Below are 22,221 nucleotides of genomic sequence, written 5' to 3' on the forward strand. Positions count from 1 at the left end.
TTTCGAAGCGCTGAGCATGACGGCAGGCATGCTGAGCAGCTCGGCATTTTTCTTCAGCAGCATAGGCAAGGCAACGGCCGATCATCCCCGCGCCATTGTGCAATTTGTGCCGGTCCGTGAATGCGGAAGGCGCATCATCCAGAGGATTTAAGCTATGGCGACGCAGACAACGGGCGGCGGCAGCACGGTTTCGTTCGGCAATACTCCGCAAGCCAACACGGACATTTTCTCGTTTACGGAAGACGCCAGCAACATTCTCATCTTGAATGTGCTGGCAAATGACCTTGGGGGCGCGGCCAAGACGCTGTTCTCCCTGGACAATGGAACGAGCGCCTCCGCGTCCACCAAGAACTACGCACCTGCAGATCTGCTGGTCAAAGATGTGGCGTACAGCAGTGATGCCGCCGGAATGGCTGCAACCGGTGACCGCAGCGCCCTCGGTGCACGCATCTGGATTGAAGCGGACGGCACCGTTCATTACGACAAGGGCGACATCAACGTTCAGCTTCAGGCGCTGGCGACCGGGCAAACGCTGACTGACACATTCACCTACGCTATCCAGCTGGGCAATGGCACGCTCAGTTGGGCGACCGTGACACTCCAGTTCAACGGCGCAAACGACTCGGTCATCATCACATCGAGTCCGCAGAGCGGCTCGGTGGTAGAAGACGCGAACACCACGCCGAATATCTCGGATTCGGAGAGCGCGGCGGGCACCATCAGTTTCAACGATGCCGATCTCGGCGACACGCATTCGGCCTCGTTCGCGGCAGCCTCTTCCAACACCACGTCGCTCGGCGCCTTCTCGCTTGATTCTGTCAACGAGACGGCCAATGCCGCCAACGGCTCGGTGCAATGGCATTACAATCTGAACAACGCCGCCGCGCAATACCTCGCTGCGGGCCAGACGATCACCGAGAGCTTCGTGGTGACGATCAATGACGGCCACGGCTCGACAGCTACCCAGACGGTGACGGTCACGATCACAGGCACAAACGATTCGGCTACGGTCTCTTCCGAGGCGAAGTCCGTCACCGAGGGTGATGCCGCCGCCGCCCTCAACACGAGCGGCCAACTCAGCATCATCGACCCGGATACTGGCCAGGCCCATGTCGTGGCGCAATCGAACGTCCACGGGACCTACGGCGACTTCAGCATCGATGCCAACGGCGCCTGGAGCTACACCGGCAACGGCGCGCATGACGAGCTCACCGCCGGCCAGCAGGTGCAGGATCAGTTCACGGTGACCAGCCAGGACGGCACCGCGAGCGGCATCGTGACGGTCACCATCACCGGCAGCAATGATGCGGCCACGGTCTCGTCGGACTCGAAGTCCGTCAGCGAGGGCAATGCCGCCTCCGCGCTCAATGCCAGCGGCCAGCTGACGATTGTGGATCCCGACAGCGGCGAAGCCCATGTCGTGGCGCAGACGAACGCGCACGGGACCTATGGCGACTTCACGATCGATGCCAACGGCGCCTGGAGCTACACCGGCAACGGCGCGCATGACGAGCTCACCGCCGGCCAGCAGGTCCAGGACCAGTTCATGGTCACCAGCCAGGACGGCACCGCCACCGGCACGGTGACGGTGACCATCACCGGCAGCAACGATGCGGCCACGGTCTCTTCGGACTCGAAGTCTGTCACCGAGGGTGGCACGGCGGCGGCGCTGAACACCAGCGGCCAGCTCAGCATCACCGACCCGGATACGGGCGAAGCCCACGTCGTCGCGCAATCGAATGTCCACGGGACCTACGGCGACTTCACGATCGATGCCAGCGGCGCCTGGAGCTTCACCGGCAACGGCGCCCATGACGAGCTCACTGCGGGCCAACAGGTCCAGGATCACTTCACGGTGACCAGCCAGGACGGGACCGCCTCCGGAACGGTGACGGTCACCATCACCGGCACGAATGACGCGGCGACCGTCAGCTCGGACTCGAAGTCCGCCACCGAGGGCGACACCCCGGCGGCGCTCAACACCTCGGGCCAGCTCACGATTGTGGATCCCGACAGCGGCGAAGCCCATCTCGTGGCGCAATCGAACGTCCACGGCACCTACGGCGACTTCAGCATCGATGCCAACGGCGCCTGGAGCTACACCGGCAACGGCGCGCATGACGAGCTCATCGCAGGCCAGCAGGTCCAGGACCAGTTCACGGTCGCCAGCCAGGACGGCACCGCGAGCGGCACGGTGACAGTGACCATCACCGGCAGCAACGATGCGGCCACAGTCTCATCGGACTCGAAGTCTGTCACCGAAGGCGACACGGCCGCCGCACTCAACACCTCAGGCCAGCTCACCATCACCGATCCCGACAGCGGCGAAGCCCACGTCGTCGCGCAATCGAATGTCCACGGGACCTACGGCGACTTCACGATCGATGCCAGCGGCGCCTGGAGCTACACCGGCAACGGCGCCCATGACGAGCTCACTGCGGGCCAGCAGGTCCAGGACCAGTTCACGGTCACCAGCCAGGACGGCACCGCGAGCGGCACGGTGACGGTGACCATCACCGGCAGCAATGATGCGGCGACAGTCTCATCGGACTCGAAGTCCGTCACCGAGGGCGACACCGCGGCGGCGCTGAACACCAGCGGCCAGCTCAGCATCACTGACCCGGATACCGGCGAAGCCCATCTCGTGGCGCAGAGCAATGCCCACGGGACCTACGGCGACTTCAGCATCGATGCCAACGGCGCCTGGAGCTACACCGGCAACGGCGCCCATGACGAGCTCATCGCCGGCCAGCAGGTCCAGGACCAGTTCACGGTGACCAGCCAGGACGGCACCGCGAGCGGCATCGTGACGGTGATCATCACCGGCAACAATGACGCGGCGACGGTCTCGTCGGACTCGAAGTCTGTCACCGAAGGCGACACGGCCGCCGCACTTAACACCTCAGGCCAGCTCACCATCACCGATCCCGACAGCGGCGAAGCCCACGTCGTCGCGCAATCGAATGTCCACGGGACCTACGGCGACTTCACGATCGATGCCAGCGGCGCCTGGAGCTTCACCGGCAACGGCGCCCATGACGAGCTCACTGCGGGCCAGCAGGTCCAGGACCAGTTCACGGTCACCAGCCAGGACGGCACCGCGAGCGGCACGGTGACGGTGACCATCACCGGCAGCAATGATGCGGCGACAGTCTCATCGGACTCGAAGTCCGTCACCGAGGGCGACACCGCGGCGGCGCTGAACACCAGCGGCCAGCTCAGCATCACTGACCCGGATACGGGCGAAGCCCATCTCGTGGCGCAATCGAACGTTCACGGGACCTATGGCGACTTCACGATCGATGCCAACGGCGCCTGGAGCTACACCGGCAACGGCGCCCACGATGAGCTCACCGCCGGCCAGCAGGTGCAGGACCAGTTCACGGTCACCAGCCAGGACGGCACCGCCACCGGCATCGTCACGGTGACCATCACCGGCAGCAACGATGCGGCCACGGTCTCTTCGGACTCGAAGTCGGTAACCGAAGGCGACACGGCCGCCGCACTCAACACCTCAGGCCAGCTCACCATCACCGATCCCGACAGCGGCGAAGCCCATGTCGTGGCGCAATCAAACGTCCACGGGACCTACGGCGACTTCACGATCGATGCCAACGGCGCCTGGAGCTACACCGGCAATGGCGCGCATGACGAGCTCACCGCCGGGCAGCAGGTGCAGGATCAGTTCACGGTGACCAGCCAGGACGGCACCGCGAGCGGCATCGTGACGGTGACCATCACCGGCAGCAACGACGCGGCCACGGTCTCATCGGATTCGAAGTCTGTCACCGAGGGCGACACCGCGGCGGCGCTCAATACCGGCGGCCAGCTGACGATTGTGGATCCCGACACTGGCGAAGCCCATGTCGTCGCGCAGACGAACGCGCACGGGACCTACGGCGACTTCACGATCGATGCCAACGGCGCCTGGAGCTATACCGGTAACGGTGCCCACAATGAGCTCACCGCCGGGCAGCTGGTGCAGGACCAGTTCACGGTGACCAGCCAGGATGGCACCGCGAGCGGCATCGTCACGGTGACCATCACCGGCAGCAACGACGCGGCCACGGTCTCTTCGGATTCGAAGTCTGTAACCGAAGGCGACACGGCCGCCGCACTCAACGCCTCAGGCCAGCTCACCATCACCGATCCCGACAGCGGCGAAGCCCACGTCGTCGCGCAATCGAATGTCCACGGGACCTACGGCGACTTCACGATCGATGCCAGCGGCGCCTGGAGCTTCACCGGCAACGGCGCCCATGACGAGCTCACTGCGGGCCAGCAGGTCCAGGACCAGTTCACGGTCACCAGCCAGGACGGCACCGCGAGCGGCACGGTGACGGTGACCATCACCGGCAGCAATGATGCGGCGACAGTCTCATCGGACTCGAAGTCCGTCACCGAGGGCGACACCGCGGCGGCGCTGAACACCAGCGGCCAGCTCAGCATCACTGACCCGGATACGGGCGAAGCCCATCTCGTGGCGCAATCGAACGTTCACGGGACCTATGGCGACTTCACGATCGATGCCAACGGCGCCTGGAGCTACACCGGCAACGGCGCCCACGATGAGCTCACCGCCGGCCAGCAGGTGCAGGACCAGTTCACGGTCACCAGCCAGGACGGCACCGCCACCGGCATCGTCACGGTGACCATCACCGGCAGCAACGATGCGGCCACGGTCTCTTCGGACTCGAAGTCCGTCAGCGAGGGCGACACCGCGGCGGCGCTCAACACCAGCGGCCAGCTGACGATTGTGGATCCCGACAGCGGCGAAGCCCATGTCGTGGCGCAATCAAACGTCCACGGGACCTACGGCGACTTCACGATCGATGCCAATGGCGCCTGGAGCTACACCGGCAACGGCGCGCATGACGAGCTCATCGCGGGCCAGCAGGTGCAGGACCAGTTCACGGTGACCAGCCAGGACGGCACCGCCACCGGCACGGTGACGGTGACCATCACCGGCAGCAACGACGCGGCCACGGTCTCGTCCGACTCGAAGTCCGTCACCGAGGGTGATGCTGCCGCCGCATTGAACGCCTCCGGCCAGCTCACGATTGTGGATCCCGACACGGGCGAAGCCCATGTCGTGGCGCAATCAAACGTCCACGGGACCTACGGCGACTTCACGATCGATGCCAATGGCGCCTGGAGCTACACCGGCAACGGCGCCCATGACGAGCTCACCGCCGGCCAGCAGGTCCAGGACCAGTTCACGGTGACCAGCCAGGACGGCACCGCCACCGGCATCGTGACGGTGACCATCACCGGCAGCAACGACGCGGCCACGGTCTCGTCCGACTCGAAGTCCGTCACCGAGGGTGATGCTGCCGCCGCATTGAACGCCTCCGGCCAGCTCACGATTGTGGATCCCGACAGGGGCGAAGCCCATGTCGTGGCGCAATCGAATGTCCACGGGACCTATGGCGACTTCAGCATCGATGCCAACGGCGCCTGGAGCTACGCCGGCAACGGCGCCCACGATGAGCTCACCGCCGGCCAGCAGGTGCAGGATCAGTTCATGGTGACCAGCCAGGACGGCACCGCGAGCGGCATCGTCACGGTGACCATCACCGGCAGCAACGACGCGGCCACGGTCTCTTCGGATTCGAAGTCCGTCACCGAGGGCGACACCGCGGCGGCGCTCAATACCAGCGGCCAGCTGACGATTGTGGATCCCGACAGCGGCGAAGCCCATGTCGTCGCCCAAACCAATGCTCACGGGACCTATGGCGACTTCACGATCGATGCCAACGGCGCCTGGAGCTACACCGGCAACGGTGCCCACAATGAGCTCACCGCCGGCCAGCAGGTCCAGGACCAGTTCACGGTGACCAGCCAGGACGGCACCGCCACCGGCACGGTGACGGTGACCATCACCGGCACAAATGACGCGGCGACCGTCAGCTCGGACTCGAAGTCCGTCACCGAGGGCGACACCGCCTCTGCGCTCAATACCGGCGGCCAGCTGACGATTGTGGATCCCGACAGCGGCGAAGCCCATGTCGTCGCTCAGGCGAACGCGCACGGGACCTATGGCGACTTCACGATCGATGCCAACGGCGCCTGGAGCTACACCGGCAACGGCGCCCACGATGAGCTCATCGCGGGCCAGCAGGTCCAGGATCAGTTCACGGTCACCAGCCAGGATGGCACCGCCACCGGTACCGTGACGGTGACCATCACCGGCAGCAACGACGCGGCCACGGTCTCTTCCGACTCGAAGCCCGTCACCGAGGGCGACACCGCGGCGGCGCTGAACACCAGCGGCCAGCTCACCGTCACCGACCCGGATACGGGCGAAGCCCACGTCGTCGCGCAATCGAACGTCCACGGGACCTATGGCGACTTCACGATCGATGCCAGCGGCGCCTGGAGCTACACCGGCAACGGCGCTCATGACGAGCTCACCGCGGGCCAACAGGTCCAGGATCACTTCACGGTGACCAGCCAGGACGGGACCGCCTCCGGCATCGTGACGGCCACCATCACCGGCAGCAACGACGTGGCGACGGTCTCGTCGGACTCGAAGTCCGTCACCGAGGGCGACACCGCGGCGGCGCTGAACACCAGCGGCCTATTGACGATTGTGGATCCCGACAGCGGCGAAGCCCACGTCGTGGCGCAATCGAACGCGCACGGGACCTATGGCGACTTCACGATCGATGCCAACGGCGCCTGGAGCTACGCCGGCAGCGGCGCGCATGACGAGCTCACTGCGGGCCAGCAGGTGCAGGACCAGTTCACGGTCACCAGCCAGGACGGCACCGCGAGCGGCATCGTGACGGTGACCGTCACCGGCAGCAATGATGCGCCGGTGCTGAACGCCAATGGCGGTTCACTGTCCTATGCCGAGGGTCAGGCCGCGACCGCGATCGACACGGCGCTGATCCTGTCGGACGTTGACAGCACGAATCTGACCGGCGCGACGGTCGCGATCACAGGAAACTTCGCCTCCGGCCAGGATGTGCTCGGTTTTACCAATCAGAACGGCATCACCGGCAGCTATAACGCCAGCACTGGGGTGCTGACCCTGACGGGTTCGTCGAGCGTGGCGAACTACCAGGCGGCCCTGCGCTCGGTGACGTATTTGAACTCGGGTGACAATCCGTCGGGCGCGACCCGCACCATCAGCTATCAGGTTGACGACGGCCAGACGGCCAGCCACGCCAGCAACATCGTGAACGCGACAGTCACGGTCATTCCGGTCAACGACGCGCCGGTGAATACGGTTCCGGGAGCACAGACGACGAACGTCAACACGACAAAGGCGATCACGGGACTTGGCATCTTCGACGCCGACTCGGACGGCGCCAGCGAAACGATCACGTTGTCGGTAACCAACGGCACCTTGACCGTTTCAGGAGGTACCGCAGGGATCAGCGGCAGCGGAACGTCGACGGTGACGCTGACCGGAACAGTCAGCGCCATCAATTCTACCCTGGCCTCGACGGTCAACTACGTTCCGACATCGAATTTTGCCGGAACCAGCACTCTGACCATGACGACAAGCGACAATGGCCACAGCGGAGCGGGTGGCGCATTGACCGATGTGGATACGGTGACCATTTCGGTCACGAGCCCCAGTCCCTTCGCTCTCACGACCGGCACCGATACGGTCTTCTATGCATCGGGCACCAATACTGTGACCGGTACCCAATCTCCCCTAACGCTAAACAACGGTGACATGCTGACTGGGGGAAGCGGTACGGACACTCTCGCCGTCAGTGGTGGCGGTCTGGGGCCATTCACCTTCGGCGATGGTGCAGGAAGCATTGGCCTGACAAACTTCGAAACGATCAGTTTAAGTGACAGCAACAGCGGAAATCACACTGACACCCTGACATTCCTTTCGACATTCCAAAATGGAGGAACGCTCACGATTGACGGATCCGGCATTACGGGGAACGGCGACCTGGTCGTAGATGCTAGCGCAGTCACGTCTGGATCGTTTGTCATCATGGGCAGCTCAGGAAACGGCGGCGATGATACCCTCAAGGGCGGTTCTGGTAACGACACCATCAACGGTGGCGCAGGCACTGGCGCGGACAGGATCGTGGGTGGTGGTGGCGCAGATGCGCTGACTGGTGGTGGCGGGAACGATACATTCGCCTATCTCGCTGTCACCGACGCGGGTGACCACATCACCGACTTCAGCACCTCAGGGGATAAGCTGGAATTTACGGTAACCGCCGGACGGTTCGTCATTGGTGATGTCGATACGACCGTTGAAAATGTCAGAACGGGCAACAACGCTGCGCTAAATCTCGCCAACACGGAGGTCGGCATCAAAACAGACGCATCCGTGACGACGGCGACAGTTCAATCAACGATCAACAGCTACTCCAACATCACCACAGGAGCCCTATTTGTATTCCACAATTCGACGGTGGGCCACGCGCAAGTTTACTACGATGCCAATCCGAGCGTCGCAGGCGGCGCGACACTCGTCGCCGATTTGGACAACCTGACCACTCTGGCGAGCATAACCGGTACTTTCAGCGCGGCGGATTTTGCGTTTGGAACGGCCCTTGCTCCTGCGGGGGTGTCGGGCGAGCCCATCAATCTCGGTCTGACGGACTCGCCCGCTCATCAGGGTCAAATCGCCACCGTCACTGTCGGCAGCGTGCCCGCAGGCTGGACATTAAATGGTGGGATGCTGCTCCCCGATGGCAACTGGACGATCGAGACGACTGACGTCAGCTCGCTAATGGTGACATCGCCAGTCGATTTCGCCGGAGCATTGCATCTCGACGTGACCGTGACCTGGATGCAGCCGGATGGCTCGGCTGTAATCGAGACATTCGCCGACAATGTTGAAGCTTTTGCAGCGGGCTCCGCCATCATCGCCATTTCCGGCGACGACTATCTCACAGCGTCAAGTGGCAGCGATCTGCTCGTATTCTCGCAGCCGATCGGCCACGACGTCATCTATAATTTCGAGATTGCGCATGATCAGATCGACCTGATCGGCTACGCCGGCTTCAAGACCTTCGCGGACGTCCAAACGCATCTGTCTGCCGACAACGACGGCAACGCCGTCATTGCGCTGGCCGACGGTCAAACGATCACTCTGGATGGCGTCGATGCCGGCTCGCTCGCAGCGGACGACTTCGTATTCGACTTCAAGCCCGTGGTCGACAATTCAGGCACAATGACGATCGGCAACGGCGCATTGCTGCCGTTATCCGGTAACATCCACAATACGGGCACGATCTCGTTGAACTCGACGGGCGCCGAGACCGACCTCCAACTCGTCGGGCACGGAATTTTGCTCGAAGGTGGCGGTCAGGTGCTGTTGTCCGACAATAGCGAGAACACGGTCAGTGGAACTGTTTCCGACGTCACGCTGACCAACATCGACAATACCATTTCGGGAGCCGGACAGCTTGGCGGGGGGACATTGATCCTTGTCAACCAAGGTACAATCAACGCGACGGGCACCAACGCGCTCGAGATTGACACCGGTAGCAACACCGTCGTCAATTCCGGAACGATTGCGGCCAGCGGCAGCGGCGGACTGGTCATCGACAGCAACGTGGATAATTCAGGGCTGCTGTGGGCGCATGGAGCCAACATCACTCTCAATGGCAGTGTAAGCGGCAGCGGCACCGCGCTGATGGATGGCGTGGCTACGGTCGAGTTCGGAGCGGCTTCATCTGCGCATGTCGCGCTCGATGCCGCAGCGACCGGGACAATCGTGCTCCATGACTCCTTCGACTTCAGCGGAGTCGTGTCCGGGTTTGACGGAGATGACCACCTGGATCTCCTCGACGTCGCGTTCGGGGACGGCACGACCGCTAGTTATGTCGCAAATCAGGCCGGCACTGGAGGAATCCTTTCGGTGACTGACGGAGTTCATACCGCCAATATCAGCCTGTTCGGCCAGTACGATCCCGCGAGCTTCCAGACTGAGGCAGACAAGAACATGGGAACGCTTATCAGCTACCACGAGTATCTCGTCTGAGGCGCTGCGAGGAGGTGGCTAAAGGCGCTGACTGCGAAGTCGGTACTTGGTTCGCAGCTCCATGCGCGCCGGCCTGGTCGCAGCATCCGCTCGATTATATGTGCGTGGATTAATCGGTCGACGCAGCACCGCAGTTCAATGCCATCACATAATTACTGTATCTCCGATAAATAAAATTATACCGCCTGATTTACCCGTATAATTCCGGTGATTTCCGGTCGACCCAGCGTAGCTCAGCCTGAGATTCGATTATGGCGGTCAGCTAACGTCTTTTTATTACGACGTTTTCGCTGATTGTGATTTCCATCTTTGATTTTCACGGGCTCGTTCCGGTAGGGTTAATTCAAAATACATTATATATTAAATGTTGACGGTAATAAACATTTAATGGATAGTTTACCGCTGGCGGGGCCGGACATAAATCCGCAGCCGCTGGAAGTCGCCGAGGTGTCTGCAAATTCATCTTGAAAGAAGGGATTCTTCCTATGTTGCATCATTTCATCGAGACCAAGGAAACGTTGAAGCGTCTGCGAACTGACCAGGATGGCGTGGTGTCATTCGAGTACATCATCGTCGCGGTTTGTATCGTCGGCGCGGTGGGTGCCGTGTTCGGTGGCGGAGCCGGTGGGCAGATCGGGGCGGCGCTGACGACCGGGATCACCGCAATCACCACCGCTTTCACGACCGCGATCGCTGGTTGATACCGCCATTTTGGCGCCAGAGGGGGGCAATCCAAGCTGCCCCCCTCCTGCAGAAGTGCTCCCGCCAGTTTGCCTTCCACCTTTTTTGAAACGTGCATTTCATGAGTTGGATTGCTCCCACAGCCTCGATCCTGGAAATCCTGTTGTTGCTCTATGTCGCAACGATGGACGTTGCGACGCGCTTGATCCGAAACGAATTTTGTCTTGCGCTGGCGCTGCTCGGGATCGCCGGTCAATTGCCCAGCCCGATTCAAGTCGCTGTGTCGCTGATCACAGCCGGGATCCTCTTTCTGCTGCTTTTTGTCCTGTACGCGCGCGGAGGAATTGGTGGCGGCGATGTCAAGCTGCTGGTTGCCCTGGCGGTTGGTCTCCCGCCGAGCGGCGTGATGCAGTTGCTGACCGTCACCGTGCTGGCCGGCGGCGTCCTTGCCTTGGTGCATCTGATGATGCGTCACCTGCCATATCCCAGACTGGCACCCGCCGGATCGTCGCTCGCGCGCCGGATCTACGCGATCGAGCGGTGGCGCCATTTGCGACACGCCCCGCTGCCTTACGGAGCCGCTATCGCCTGCGGCGGTATCTGGACCATTTTGAGCAAAGGATCGTGAAATGTCATCCGCGCTGCGTCTGTCGATCATCGTGGTGCTTTTGCTTGCAACCACAGCGTTCGGACTGATCGCCTACAGCATGAACCTGCCGAAGGCGCAGCCTCCGGTCCCAGTACAGGTGACGGAGGCGCCCCTCGCGCCGGCGGCGCCGGCGACCGCCGGATACTTCGTCGCGGCACGGCCATTGCCGAGGGGGACGTTGGCCCGCGAAGAGGATTTCGCCGTCCGCTCGGTGCCGCCGGAGCGCGTTCCCCAAGGGGCTATCCTTGAAACCCCCGAGTCCAAGGCCGGACTTGCCGGTTCACTCATCCGCAACTTCGTCGAAGCGGGCAGTCCCGTTACGTTGCAGGATATCCTGCGTCCGCGGGATCGGGGTTTCCTCGCCAGTGTCCTGGCGCCAGACAGCCGTGCCATCAGCATCAAGGTTGACGAGGAGGCCGGTGTCTCGGGTCTCATCAGGCCAGGCGATCACGTGGACGTCGTGTTGACCCAGGTCTTCGAGAAAGTCGATACCGCGCGCCGCGCCCTCAGCGAAACCGTTCTGCGTAACGTTCGAGTCATCGCGATTGATCAGGAGATCGTGCAGGGCGCGCGACCCATCAGCGGGATGGCAGGTAAGCAAACGCAGACCGTGTCACTGGAGCTTACGCAGGTGCAGGTCAAGAAAGTCACCGTCGCAAAGCAACTCGGGACGCTCTCGTTCGCCGTACGCGCAGCAGTCGATCAGTGGGACAAGGCAGACACCGGCGCGATGTCGAGCTGTGACGTGTCGCCAGAACTTGCCCGCCAGTATGCAATTTCCGCACAGAGAACGGCAGTGTTCGTTCATTCAGGCGGTGAGGTCAAGCAATACACGGTCAGGAAGCAAGAGGAAGACGCTCTCGTCAGCTGCGACGGTGCATCGGAAGCCGTGCGCCCGACTGCGACGGCGGCGGGTTACGATAACAGGTTGTCGGAGAAACGTTGATGAGCATCGCCATAGCCACTCCGCCTGAAGAAACGACGTCAATCGTTACGCGTAACCGCATCGTCGGTTTCGTAAACGATGAGCTCAGCGCTGCGGCGTTGCGCAAGGGGCTCGAAGGCGCCAATCTCTCGATCAGACGCGGCACGATCCGCAATGCCATACGGATGCTCGAAACCGACACGGATCTGTTCGCGCTGGTGGTAGACATCAGTGGCGTCGATGATCCCTTTACTGAACTGGAAAGGCTGGCCGGCGTCTGTCCACCCGATGTCCGCGTAGCCGTGATCGGCGACAACAGGGAGATCACGTTCTACCGTGAGCTCCTGGAGCTTGGCTTGACCGAGTATCTGCCGCGGCCGCTCACGCGCGATCTGGTGCTGGACAAGCTGCGCCCCAAGCTTCTCGGCGACGTCGCAGCCAACCAGATCGATCGTGGCGGGCACGTGGTCTCGATCTGCGGGGCGCAGGGCGGCGCCGGCGCCACGAGCATTGCGATCAATCTGGCGCTGCAACTTGCCGAGACGACCAAGGCCAAGGTGGCGCTGCTTGATCTTCATCTGCAGGGCGGCGAGGCCGCCGTGATGTTGGGTGTTCGTCCCGGGCCAGGGCTGCGTATCGCTCTGGAAAATCCGATGCGGGCGGACACACTCTTCCTCGAGCGCGCGGCAATCGAAGTCAACGAAAGGGTTTGCCTGGTCTCGGCCGACGAGGACCTCGATGCGCAGCTTGAAATTACGGAGGCTGGCGTACGACACGTGCTTGGTCTGCTGCGTCAACGGTTCAACTACATCGTGGTCGATGTACCCGTCCCGTTTCCGCCGTCGATCTATCCCGTGATTGCGCTTTCCCGTCATGTGATGGTGCTGCTCGAATCCGAGGTGACCGGACTTCGCAATGCCCATGCGCTACGCACCGCCGTGATCAACATCGCGGGCAAGGACCGGGTCTTTACCTTGCTCAACCGGGCCGGTCGTCCCGGGGGCCTTCCGAGGGCGGCGGTTGTCAAGGCGTTGGGTGCAGAGCCCGACATCGTCGTTCCCGATCTCGGCAAGGGCATGACTGAGGCGCTCAATCTCGGAATTCCAGCTCTGAAGCACGTCAGGAAATTGCGGCGTCACCTGGCGCCGATCGTACGGGAGATCAGCGGTGTCGCTGCCGAGCGGGTTAGCTGGTGGAGGAGGGTGCTCACAGCACATCTGCGATGAAGAAGTTTGGTAGGCGCGAAGACGACGCACCAGCTCACGTATTGGCGGCAGGCGTCCCTGCATCTGCGATAGGCTTGCCGTTGCCGTCGGCCGGCGCGACTGCAGCCGCACCGAACGTGCCGTCACCTGCGCCAAGGCGCGACGAACCTGCGATCCACCAACCCATCATTCCACCTTCGCTGCGTGAACGGGTGATTGAGCAGATCGAACCCGCGGTGGCCGCAACCGTCTCGCGGGAGGTTCTCCGGCGGCAGATTGAAGAGATCATCCATCATATTGCCAACCAGGAACGGCTCGAGCTGTCGGGCCGCGAGCAGCTGCAGCTCGCGGACGAAATTGCCGACGACATGACGGGCTACGGGCCGCTCCGTCCGCTGCTGCTGGACCAGTCGATCAGCGATATCATGGTGAACGGCCCAAGCAATATCTACGTGGAGCGAAGCGGCAGGCTGGAACGAGTGGCGGTGCGTTTCCGCGACAATGATCACATCGCCTCCGTCGCTCAGAAGATTGCCGCGCAGGTCGGTCGGCGCGTCGACGAATCCAGTCCGATGGTGGATTGTCGCCTGCTGGATGGCAGCCGGGTCAACATCATCCTCCCGCCGCTGGCGATCCATAGTCCGTGCATTTCCATCCGCAAATTTCCAAGCCGTCGTTTGGACATCGCCGGATTGATCGAAAACGGCTCGATGACCCCGGCCATCGGACAATTGCTGGAGATCGCCGCCCGCTCGCGGCTCAATGTTCTGGTCTCCGGCGGCACCGGATCCGGCAAGACGACGCTCCTGAACGCGATGAGTCAGTTCATCGATCACACCGAACGTATTGTCACGATCGAGGACGCGGCGGAGCTGCAGCTTCAGCAGCCCCACGTGATCAGCCTGGAGACCCGGCCTCCCAGCCTCGAAGGCACAGGGCAGGTGACACAACGCGATCTGCTGGTGAATGCCCTGCGCATGCGTCCCGACCGGATCGTCGTCGGCGAGGTGCGCAGTTCCGAAGCATTCGACATGCTGCAGGCGATGAACACCGGCCATGATGGTTCGATCTCCACGGTACACGCGAATAGTACCCGGGATGCCCTGACTCGCATCGAAAACATGGTGCAGATGGGACAGGTCAATCTACCGTCGCGCGCCATTCGAAGTCAGATCGTCGCTGCGCTGGATCTCATTGTGCAGGTCGAACGCATGCGGGACGGACAGCGCCGCATCGTTCAGATCAGCGAGGTGATCGGCCTTGAAGGGGAGGTGATCACCACCAATGACATCGCAGCCTTCGAGTATCAGGAGGAGGATGTGAACGGGCGGATATCGGGCAGCTACAAGTCCAACCTTGCAACCCCGAAGTTCAAGAGCCGGCTTGTCTATTTCGGGCTGGATGGTGCTTGGGCCGAGGCCATGAGGCAAATATGACGCTGGAGTCCGTGATCGTCACTGTTCTGGCGCTCGCGATGTGCGCAGCAGCCGTTTCGTTGTGGCTCGACGCTCGGGAAAGACGCATCAATCGTCGGTTGGCGGTTGCTTTGCCAACGTCGCATCCGGCTAACCTGCCATCCATTCGCCGCTTGGAGGCCGGGTCTCAGGATCAGTTTCTCAATCGGCTGTCCAACTACAATCCCGATATACCTTACGTGTTGCGTCCCGCCTACGTGCTGCTTGCCGGTGCATTCGGAGCAGCGGCGATCCTCTATGCGAACAGCCAGCTGGGATATTCCATCGTCTACGCGTCCATTGTCGCGGCAATCGCGGCCCTCATTGTGATACGAGGCCTGTTCGGATGGCAGCAACGTCGCTTCGCTCTTCAGCTTTTTCGACAGCTGCCTGATGCGATCCAGCTGGTGACAAGTACCGTGCGATCGGGTCTGCCTGTGCACGAGGCATTTCGTGCCCTCGCGCGGGATATGCCGCAGCCAACGGCCGGGCAGTTTGCCATCGTATGCAGCGAAGTGAATCTGGGAAGACCTGCAGAGGAAGCGGTCCAAGCTGTCTATCGGCGAACGCAGGTGGCAGAGTATGCGATCTTTGCGGTGACACTTGCCGTGCAGTTGAAGTCCGGTGGCAGCCTGGCCGAGACCTTGCAGAACCTGGGAGACACTGTCAGGCAACGTGTTGCGCTGGCTGCCCGCGCCAAGGCGCTGGCAGGAGAGGTGATCTTTTCCTCACGGGCGCTGACAGTCTCGCCCTTGATCGCAGGTGGGGTCCTGTACGCAGCCAATCCGCAAACGGTCGATCTGTTGTTCACCGATCCGGTTGGAAACAAGCTGCTGGCTTACGCAGTCCTTTCGGTGCTTGTCGGAGCCCTGGTGATAAGCTGGATGGTCAGAAGGGAAACAGAACTATGACTTCTGGTCTCAGTCTGGTGGCCCTTGCAGTCGTGGCTGCGACTGCGTCCTGCATGTTGATCATCCGCGAAATACACATTCGTACATTGGACGCCCGGGTATCAAACGCCGTGATGGGCGTTGCTGGCCGGTCTGCGCCCTTCCAGGACGTGACCGGTTGGTTTTCGTCACTCGGCATGCGCTACCGTCGCTTCTATGCCGAGGAAAATCTGGATCAGCTACGAACCATCCTTCAATCGTCGGGTTTCAATCATCATCGAGCCTTGCCGACCTGGATCGGTGTCAAAGCCGTCAGCATGGCGCTATGCCCGATCATCGCCGGGGGTGCCGCTCAGCTTCTCGGGAAGCCGCTGCTTGATGTACTGGTCTTCACACTTATTGGCGTGGCGATCGGAATTTTAGCGCCGCGATTGATACTGGCGGTGCTGAAGCGGCGGTTTGATGCCGCCATTCGACTGGGCACGCCGGACATGATCGATTTGCTGGTTGTGTGCAGCGAATCGGGAATGGGACTGGAAAGCGGGCTCGCACGCGTAGCGCAAGAAATGCAAGAAACCAATCCCGCCATAGCCAGGGTCATGAGCGGACTTCTTGATGATCTCCGGATCCTGCCAAGCCGCAGCGACGCATTCGAGAAACTGGGAGCTACATCGGATGGGCTTCGCCGATTCGGAATCATGGTCGGCCAAAGCCTGCAATACGGAACTCCGGTGGGCCAGGCGCTGCGGAGTATCGCTGTCGACCTCCGGCGCGAACGAATTACCAAGCTTGAAGAAAGAGCACACAAGTTGGGCGCCAAGCTGACCATTCCGATGGTCTTGTTCCTGCTTCCAGCCATGTTCGTCATTTTGGGAGGAAGTCCCATTCTGCATCTCGTGCGTTCGTTCGCCAGCTTCGGTAAGTAGCCATGAGCACGATTGCCCTGTCGAAAACGTCCTCTTACGATCGAACAATGCAACTGTTCGGCGGCATGTGGTTCATGTTGCTGGCGCTTGGCGTGGCCATCAAGATCGGATCATCGGCTCATGATCCTTGGCCGTCGCTCCTGTCAAGTGTTTGCCTCGCTGTCTTCTACGTGCTCCTGGCGCTGTTGATCGTCACGCGGCCCCCGGCGAAGGCGCAAGCGAAGGGCCGTCTCCCAAGGATAGCGGCGTTCGTCGGCACCTATATGCCGTGGACGATCGCTTTCTTCGGCGAAACCGACAAGGCGTTGCCAAACCTGGCCTCCACTGCGTGCGTGTTGATCGGCATGATCATGATGCTGGTCACCATCCGACATCTTGGCAGGTCCTTCAGTCTGGTGCCACAGGCGCGCAACGTGGTGCAAACGGGGCCGTATCGGTGGATCAAGCACCCGCTCTACCTCGCGGAAGAAATCGCGGTGCTGGGCGTGGTGCTGAGAAGCCCGACGCCGCTGACAGCGGTGTTGCTCGTCTTGCATATCGGCATCCAGGTTTGCCGGATTCATTACGAAGAGGACCTGCTTCGGCGCAACTGCCCTGAATATTCCGCTTACGAAGCATCGCGCTGGAGAGTGATCCCTTACGTTTGGTGAGTGCTGTTCCGGTCGACGACCGGAAGGGTGAGTATTGGTCGAGGTCAACTCATGAGCCGCAAGAAGTCGTTCATCGGGGATCAAGGCGGCGCCGTCGCGTTTGAGACATTGATCGTCTACCCAGTTTTGGTGGCGTTCCTGCTCATGCCGCTCGCCGACCTGGCTGCTGCGGGATTCCAGTTTATCTCAGCGTGGAGCGCATTGCGCTCCTTCGGGCAGTATGTGCAGTACGCCAATCCGCTCGCCCCTGACGGCACGGTGAGCTGGAAGACAGGGCTACAGACGACAGTCGCTGGTCATGCGATCAGCAACCTTCAGGTTTTGTGCGGAGACGCAGGGGCCACCTGTTCGCCAGGCAATCTAGCTTCTCCCAAGTACATTACATTCTCGACAACCATCACCTTGGCTCCAATTGTCTGGAGAGGGGTGCTGTGTCCCACCACCTGTACCTACACGCTGCCTTACTCAGAACGCTTCCAGTAGGGGGCTTAAATGCGTAGTCTACTCCGTTCCCAACGAGGCTCCGTCGCATTCGCAACAGTCATCGCTCTCGTGCCGCTCATCGGAGTAGTTGCACTCGGGGCGGAGGCCGGATCGTGGTACGTCACCCGCCAGCATGCGCAGAACGCCGCCGACTCGGCGGCCTATTCGGGCGCATTGCGGCTTTCATGTACGATGGCCGGTGCGGCCTGCGACACGCAGTCCGTGGATTATCGCGGCAAGGAATTCGCGGCACAGAACGGGTTTTGCAACTCAAGTCCCAACGACGCTACCGGCTATCCGGGCAGAAACTGTCCGACGAGCCTACCGACCAGAATCTCGCGGGCCGTGCAGATCGATATCGGCAACTACAATGCCGGCACGTTCACAACGCCACCTGCAGGCACCGGCAATGCCGTTCGCGCCAGGGTCAGCCAGCAACAACCGGCGTACTTGGCGGCAGTGCTGGGTTTGACCAACATCAACATCCCCGCCCAAGCCATTGCAGTGGTCCAGCAGCCGACCAAGGCCTGCGTCCTGGCGCTTGGACCTGATTTAGGCGCACTCAAGCTTGCTGGTAACCTCAGCAACAACGGAACTGGCTGCGCCTTGATGTCGGATACCAGTGTTCAACTTGCCAGCACTCCAACGTTCACCGGCTCGGGATGGGCCGTTTATGGTGTAAGTGGCTGCACCCCCTCAGGCAGCTGCAGTAATGTTAGCGTGCCGCACAACTATTTTATGACGTACGCTAGCAATCCGCTCAGCAAACTGGACACCGCATCGTTCAACAGCAGGACGGGCAATACAAATATGCCATGCACCCTTCAGGCGGACGGGTGGAAGCATTGCGCGCCGAATAGCGCGGGGACTGGAGCTTACGGCAGTTTCACGGTGCAGAACGGCGACAAGTACGTTTTGGACCCGGGAACATATGTCTTCTACAAAGCAAATATAAAGATGACCGGCGGACAACTGAAAGGCGCAGGCGTAACCCTCGTCTTGCTCGGAGACTCGCAGCTCACCATCAACGGGGGTACGGCTGATCTCTCCGCACCTGCCACTAACACCTTCTCCTCTGATCTAAATGGCGTCCTGATTGATGATCAGGCCCCGAGCAAGACCAGCAACAAGGTCACCATAAACGGTGGCGGCCAGGTTAGCCTGGGCGGGGCTATCTACTTTCCCAATGTCGACGTTAGCTGGGCCGGTACGACTTCAAGTGCGAATACGACCTGTTCGCAAGTGATCGCCAAAACGATCGACATGAGCGGTGGCGGCTACCTCAGCACGGAAGGCTGTGCGCCGGCCACCATCGTATACACCCAAGTTGTCGCTTTGGTGCAATGATGAGAAAGCTCGACAATCGCGGTATGGCGCCGTTTGAATTTATCATGGTGTCCGTGGCGCTTTTCACGTTGATGTTCGCCATCTTCGATCTTGGGCGCTATGCCATCACGATGCAATCCTTGCGGACGCTCGCGAGTGCCGGCGCCCGTGCGGTCATGATCAGCTGCTATACGCCTGCCTTGCTTCAAAGCCCGCCGCAGTCGCCGGCCGGCTGCATCGGGGATCCCCTGTCCACCGCCGCCAAGCAGAACGCGGCCCCCTTCCTGTTTTTTGGAGGTCTCACGCCAACGCTGACCGTGGGTGCCAACAGCAACAGCTTGAGTGTTACAGCTTCCCAGGCAAACTTTAAGATGCTGATGCCCATATGGGGCACAACGCTCAATGCGCCGATCGCCTCCAACCAGATTCCCTTCTAAGGCGAATATGGCAGCACGCCTGACATGTTTCGCTCGACAGCTCTTTGTCGCCGCGGCGTGCGGGCCAGACGCGCGGGTGCGGGATTATTCGGCCAAGCGAATCGCCAAGCGTGCGACCGATTGTCGTTCCATCGCAAGGCCACGACCGGAGCGCGCGCCAAGAGCGGTCGTGCTGCGGGATAGTTCCCCACAACCAGTGAGAATGATGCGCGCTGGCAACATCGAAGGGTTTTCTTTCTGCTTGCGGCGCTGCGGTAAGTATCTCGTCTTGCAAGCTGCCTGCATGAAGGAGGATGATCTTGGAAACACGAAGTAACGAATTGTAGTGGGACAGATTGTAAACTCTGCGACGTGGTGCGCAGAGGGGACATGTTGAGGACGTCGAGCACGTAGATTTGCGGGGATCTCCGTGGATCGCAGTGGGGGGACTCGGATGAGTGGCGATCGCGTTTCGGGTAACAGGATCGGGAGGCTTCTCGCCTTCGGCGTGATGGGTCTGGGCGCGGCGCTCGCCTCCTCTGGGGTCACGGACCGTGCGACGGCTGCAGACCGGCGCGGCTCCTCCGGCGGCGTCATCGTCAGCGAGATGAATGACGTCCAGCGGGTCAAGCTCGTCGTCAACAAGTCACGTACCTTCAAGGTCGACACGGCCTTTGCGACGATCGTGGCGGGTTCGTCTGACATCGTCGACGTGAAGTCGCTGAGCGATCATCTCATCTACGTGCAGGGCAAGCAGACCGGCACCACCAACGTCATCCTGTTCGACAGCTCGATGAAGCAGATCGGGATCCTCGACGTCGAGGTCGTGATCGATACCGGCAATCTGCAGCAGAACATCCGGACCAGCACCGGCGGGCAGGGTATCCGCGTGTCGGCTTCCGAGGGCCAGGTGGTGCTCAGCGGGGTCGCCGCCGACGCAGTTACGGCCGAGCGGGCCATGGCGATCGCCACCAGCACGGTCGCGAAAGGAGGCGTCGTCGTCAACGCGATGAGCGTCGCGGCGCCGCAACAGGTGATGCTCGAGGTGCGCTTTCTAGAGGTGAGCCGGGAGGCTGGACGCAACTTGGGCGTCAATCTGTATGCGGCTAATGCTAACGGCACCAATGTGGGCAATAGCGGACTTGGTTCGACGACGGCCGTCGGGCGGGCACCCATCGGTGGCATCAATAGTCTCACGAGGGTACCCACCACCGGCGGCACTAGCAACCTTAGTCCCAGCAGTACTCCTGTTGGCGCCAATCCTGCTGGCAGCCTTCCGATACTCGGAACTCTTGGGACGCTGGCCGGTACTGCTGGAGGCATTGCGCCGGCGCCGTTCGGAAGCTTGTTGACCAGCATTATCAGGACCAGCAGCGGGGGCTCGGTGGACCTGTTGATCTCGGCGCTGGAAACCAAAGGATTGGCACGCCGGCTGGCGGAACCAAATCTGACCACGCTGTCCGGCGATGCTGCCCGCTTTCTCGCCGGCGGTGAATTTCCAGTGCCGATCCCGACCCAGACGCAGAACGGCTTTCCCACCATCACAATTGACTACAAGAAGTTCGGTGTTGAGCTCGCCTTCGTCCCCACCGTGCTCTCGCGCGGTGTGATCAATCTTCGGGTCGAGCCGTCGGTCAGCGAACTTGATTTCGCCAACGCGGTGACGATCCAGGGGACGACCGTTCCTGCGCTGACCCGCCGCGACGCGCGAACCACAGTTGAGTTGCGCGATGGCCAGAGCTTTGCCATCGCCGGCCTGTTGCAGACCCGCAATCGCCAGGACGTCTCGCAGTTGCCCTGGATCGGCTCGGTGCCGGTGATTGGAAGCCTGTTCAGCAGCAAATCGTATCAGCAGGAGGAAACCGATCTGGTGATCATCGTGACGCCGCGCCTGGTCGCGCCGGCGGCACCCGGTCAGCAACTGGCATCGCCACTCGACTCCCGCCTGCCGGCCAACGACGTCGATTTCTTCCTCAATGGTCAGATGGAAGTCCGCAAGCGGTACAATGACTACGTCAATTCCGGAGGCGAGGTGAAGGGACCGTATGGCCACATCATCGCGCCTGAAGTCCGGACCCCCGTCGTCGTCCCGGCCGCGAGTGCCGATCAGACGGTCGTCAAAACTCTAAACTAGAGGACGCGCGAGATGACGATCAGGTATCTGGCTCTGTTTGCGCCCTTACTGCTCGGGGGATGTTACGGCGTCGCCGGTCATGACGAGGTGGACCGCTACTTTCAGCGTTCCGACAGCATCACGATGACCGCCGGCGATGCCAAGCAGGTCAACGCCGTGACTCATACAATTCATCCATGGCCGCGATACGTCGGTGATCGCCGGATCGCATACGATGCTCGACGTGTGGGCTCGGCCGTGACGCGTTACGGCAACCAGCAACAGCCGGTGGATCAGCTTCCCGACATGGGCGATCCGACGAAACTCATCGGCCAGCGGCCTCCGGTCACGCAGAATGTCAACGTAACTGGATTGGGTGCGGGAGCATCGGCGGGAGTATCGGTGCCGGTCGGCGGGGCAGGGGGCAGGTAGCGGCTTCGGGTAATTGAGTTGAGGGACGGGACATTTGAGTGCGGTGCAGTGCGTCCGCTGGGCCGGGCGGGGGACAAGATTATGCGACGTGCCATTCTACT

14 protein-coding genes are annotated in these 22,221 nt (G+C 61.5%); all 14 read left to right on the forward strand.

All coding sequences use genetic code 11. The annotated features are described in order from the left end of the window. The first annotated feature begins 154 nt into the window (after window positions 1-154). The 14 genes from CIT37_RS12110 to CIT37_RS12175 all read left to right on the forward strand — a co-directional run bounded on the left by CIT37_RS12110 (window position 155) and on the right by CIT37_RS12175 (window position 22,120). Window positions 155-9,970: a VCBS domain-containing protein gene (locus CIT37_RS12110; RefSeq protein WP_109866594.1), complete on the forward strand. Its 9,816-nt coding sequence runs from the start codon at window positions 155-157 to the stop codon at window positions 9,968-9,970. Between the two features lie 485 nt (window positions 9,971-10,455). Then, entirely contained in the window at window positions 10,456-10,671 is a 216-nt protein-coding gene (locus tag CIT37_RS12115; RefSeq protein ID WP_095426978.1) for a hypothetical protein, read from the forward strand. Window positions 10,672-10,772: 101 nt separating this feature from the next. Beyond that, window positions 10,773-11,279, forward strand: a complete 507-nt coding sequence (locus tag CIT37_RS12120) for an A24 family peptidase (RefSeq protein ID WP_038949703.1) — start codon at window positions 10,773-10,775, stop codon at window positions 11,277-11,279. Between the two features lies 1 nt (window position 11,280). Then, entirely contained in the window at window positions 11,281-12,246 is a 966-nt protein-coding gene (gene cpaB, locus CIT37_RS12125; RefSeq protein ID WP_038949702.1) for a Flp pilus assembly protein CpaB, read from the forward strand. Then, window positions 12,246-13,451 (forward strand): CpaE/TadZ family protein, encoded by a 1,206-nt coding sequence (locus CIT37_RS12130; RefSeq protein ID WP_038973516.1) that lies wholly within the window; start codon window positions 12,246-12,248, stop codon window positions 13,449-13,451. The genes cpaB and CIT37_RS12130 overlap by 1 nt, the downstream gene beginning before the upstream one ends. Then, window positions 13,448-14,866, forward strand: coding sequence for a TadA family conjugal transfer-associated ATPase (locus CIT37_RS12135; protein ID WP_091962875.1), 1,419 nt, complete (start codon window positions 13,448-13,450; stop codon window positions 14,864-14,866). Before CIT37_RS12130 ends, CIT37_RS12135 begins: the two co-directional genes overlap by 4 nt. Further along, a complete protein-coding gene (locus CIT37_RS12140) occupies window positions 14,863-15,795 on the forward strand; it encodes a type II secretion system F family protein (RefSeq protein WP_038949698.1) in 933 nt (310 codons plus the stop codon). Before CIT37_RS12135 ends, CIT37_RS12140 begins: the two co-directional genes overlap by 4 nt. Next, window positions 15,792-16,700 (forward strand): type II secretion system F family protein, encoded by a 909-nt coding sequence (locus CIT37_RS12145; RefSeq protein WP_038973518.1) that lies wholly within the window; start codon window positions 15,792-15,794, stop codon window positions 16,698-16,700. The genes CIT37_RS12140 and CIT37_RS12145 overlap by 4 nt, the downstream gene beginning before the upstream one ends. A gap of 2 nt (window positions 16,701-16,702) precedes the next feature. After that, window positions 16,703-17,350 (forward strand): methyltransferase family protein, encoded by a 648-nt coding sequence (locus tag CIT37_RS12150; RefSeq protein WP_038973519.1) that lies wholly within the window; start codon window positions 16,703-16,705, stop codon window positions 17,348-17,350. A gap of 51 nt (window positions 17,351-17,401) precedes the next feature. Next, window positions 17,402-17,833, forward strand: a complete 432-nt coding sequence (locus CIT37_RS12155; RefSeq protein ID WP_049806641.1) for a hypothetical protein — start codon at window positions 17,402-17,404, stop codon at window positions 17,831-17,833. A gap of 9 nt (window positions 17,834-17,842) precedes the next feature. Further along, complete coding sequence (locus tag CIT37_RS12160; RefSeq protein WP_038973521.1) at window positions 17,843-19,180, forward strand: TadG family pilus assembly protein; 1,338 nt, start codon at window positions 17,843-17,845, stop codon at window positions 19,178-19,180. Next, window positions 19,177-19,596, forward strand: coding sequence for a TadE family protein (locus CIT37_RS12165; RefSeq protein WP_038973522.1), 420 nt, complete (start codon window positions 19,177-19,179; stop codon window positions 19,594-19,596). Before CIT37_RS12160 ends, CIT37_RS12165 begins: the two co-directional genes overlap by 4 nt. A gap of 433 nt (window positions 19,597-20,029) precedes the next feature. Beyond that, complete coding sequence (locus CIT37_RS12170; RefSeq protein WP_038973523.1) at window positions 20,030-21,709, forward strand: type II and III secretion system protein family protein; 1,680 nt, start codon at window positions 20,030-20,032, stop codon at window positions 21,707-21,709. A gap of 12 nt (window positions 21,710-21,721) precedes the next feature. Further along, entirely contained in the window at window positions 21,722-22,120 is a 399-nt protein-coding gene (locus CIT37_RS12175; RefSeq protein ID WP_038949689.1) for a hypothetical protein, read from the forward strand. Window positions 22,121-22,221 lie beyond the last annotated feature (101 nt).

The organism is Bradyrhizobium ottawaense, assembly GCF_002278135.3.
GTDB lineage: Bacteria > Pseudomonadota > Alphaproteobacteria > Rhizobiales > Xanthobacteraceae > Bradyrhizobium > Bradyrhizobium ottawaense.

Excerpts from the sequence above, each read along its gene's own strand:
- CIT37_RS12110 (WP_109866594.1), top strand. The coding sequence starts at position 155 with ATGGCGACGCAGACAACGGGCGGCGGCAGCACGGTTTCGTTCGGCAAT.
- CIT37_RS12115 (WP_095426978.1), top strand. The coding sequence starts at position 10,456 with ATGTTGCATCATTTCATCGAGACCAAGGAAACGTTGAAGCGTCTGCGA.
- CIT37_RS12120 (WP_038949703.1), top strand. The coding sequence starts at position 10,773 with ATGAGTTGGATTGCTCCCACAGCCTCGATCCTGGAAATCCTGTTGTTG.
- cpaB (WP_038949702.1), top strand. The coding sequence starts at position 11,281 with ATGTCATCCGCGCTGCGTCTGTCGATCATCGTGGTGCTTTTGCTTGCA.
- CIT37_RS12130 (WP_038973516.1), top strand. The coding sequence starts at position 12,246 with ATGAGCATCGCCATAGCCACTCCGCCTGAAGAAACGACGTCAATCGTT.
- CIT37_RS12135 (WP_091962875.1), top strand. The coding sequence starts at position 13,448 with ATGAAGAAGTTTGGTAGGCGCGAAGACGACGCACCAGCTCACGTATTG.
- CIT37_RS12140 (WP_038949698.1), top strand. The coding sequence starts at position 14,863 with ATGACGCTGGAGTCCGTGATCGTCACTGTTCTGGCGCTCGCGATGTGC.
- CIT37_RS12145 (WP_038973518.1), top strand. The coding sequence starts at position 15,792 with ATGACTTCTGGTCTCAGTCTGGTGGCCCTTGCAGTCGTGGCTGCGACT.
- CIT37_RS12150 (WP_038973519.1), top strand. The coding sequence starts at position 16,703 with ATGAGCACGATTGCCCTGTCGAAAACGTCCTCTTACGATCGAACAATG.
- CIT37_RS12155 (WP_049806641.1), top strand. The coding sequence starts at position 17,402 with ATGAGCCGCAAGAAGTCGTTCATCGGGGATCAAGGCGGCGCCGTCGCG.
- CIT37_RS12160 (WP_038973521.1), top strand. The coding sequence starts at position 17,843 with ATGCGTAGTCTACTCCGTTCCCAACGAGGCTCCGTCGCATTCGCAACA.
- CIT37_RS12165 (WP_038973522.1), top strand. The coding sequence starts at position 19,177 with ATGATGAGAAAGCTCGACAATCGCGGTATGGCGCCGTTTGAATTTATC.
- CIT37_RS12170 (WP_038973523.1), top strand. The coding sequence starts at position 20,030 with ATGAGTGGCGATCGCGTTTCGGGTAACAGGATCGGGAGGCTTCTCGCC.
- CIT37_RS12175 (WP_038949689.1), top strand. The coding sequence starts at position 21,722 with ATGACGATCAGGTATCTGGCTCTGTTTGCGCCCTTACTGCTCGGGGGA.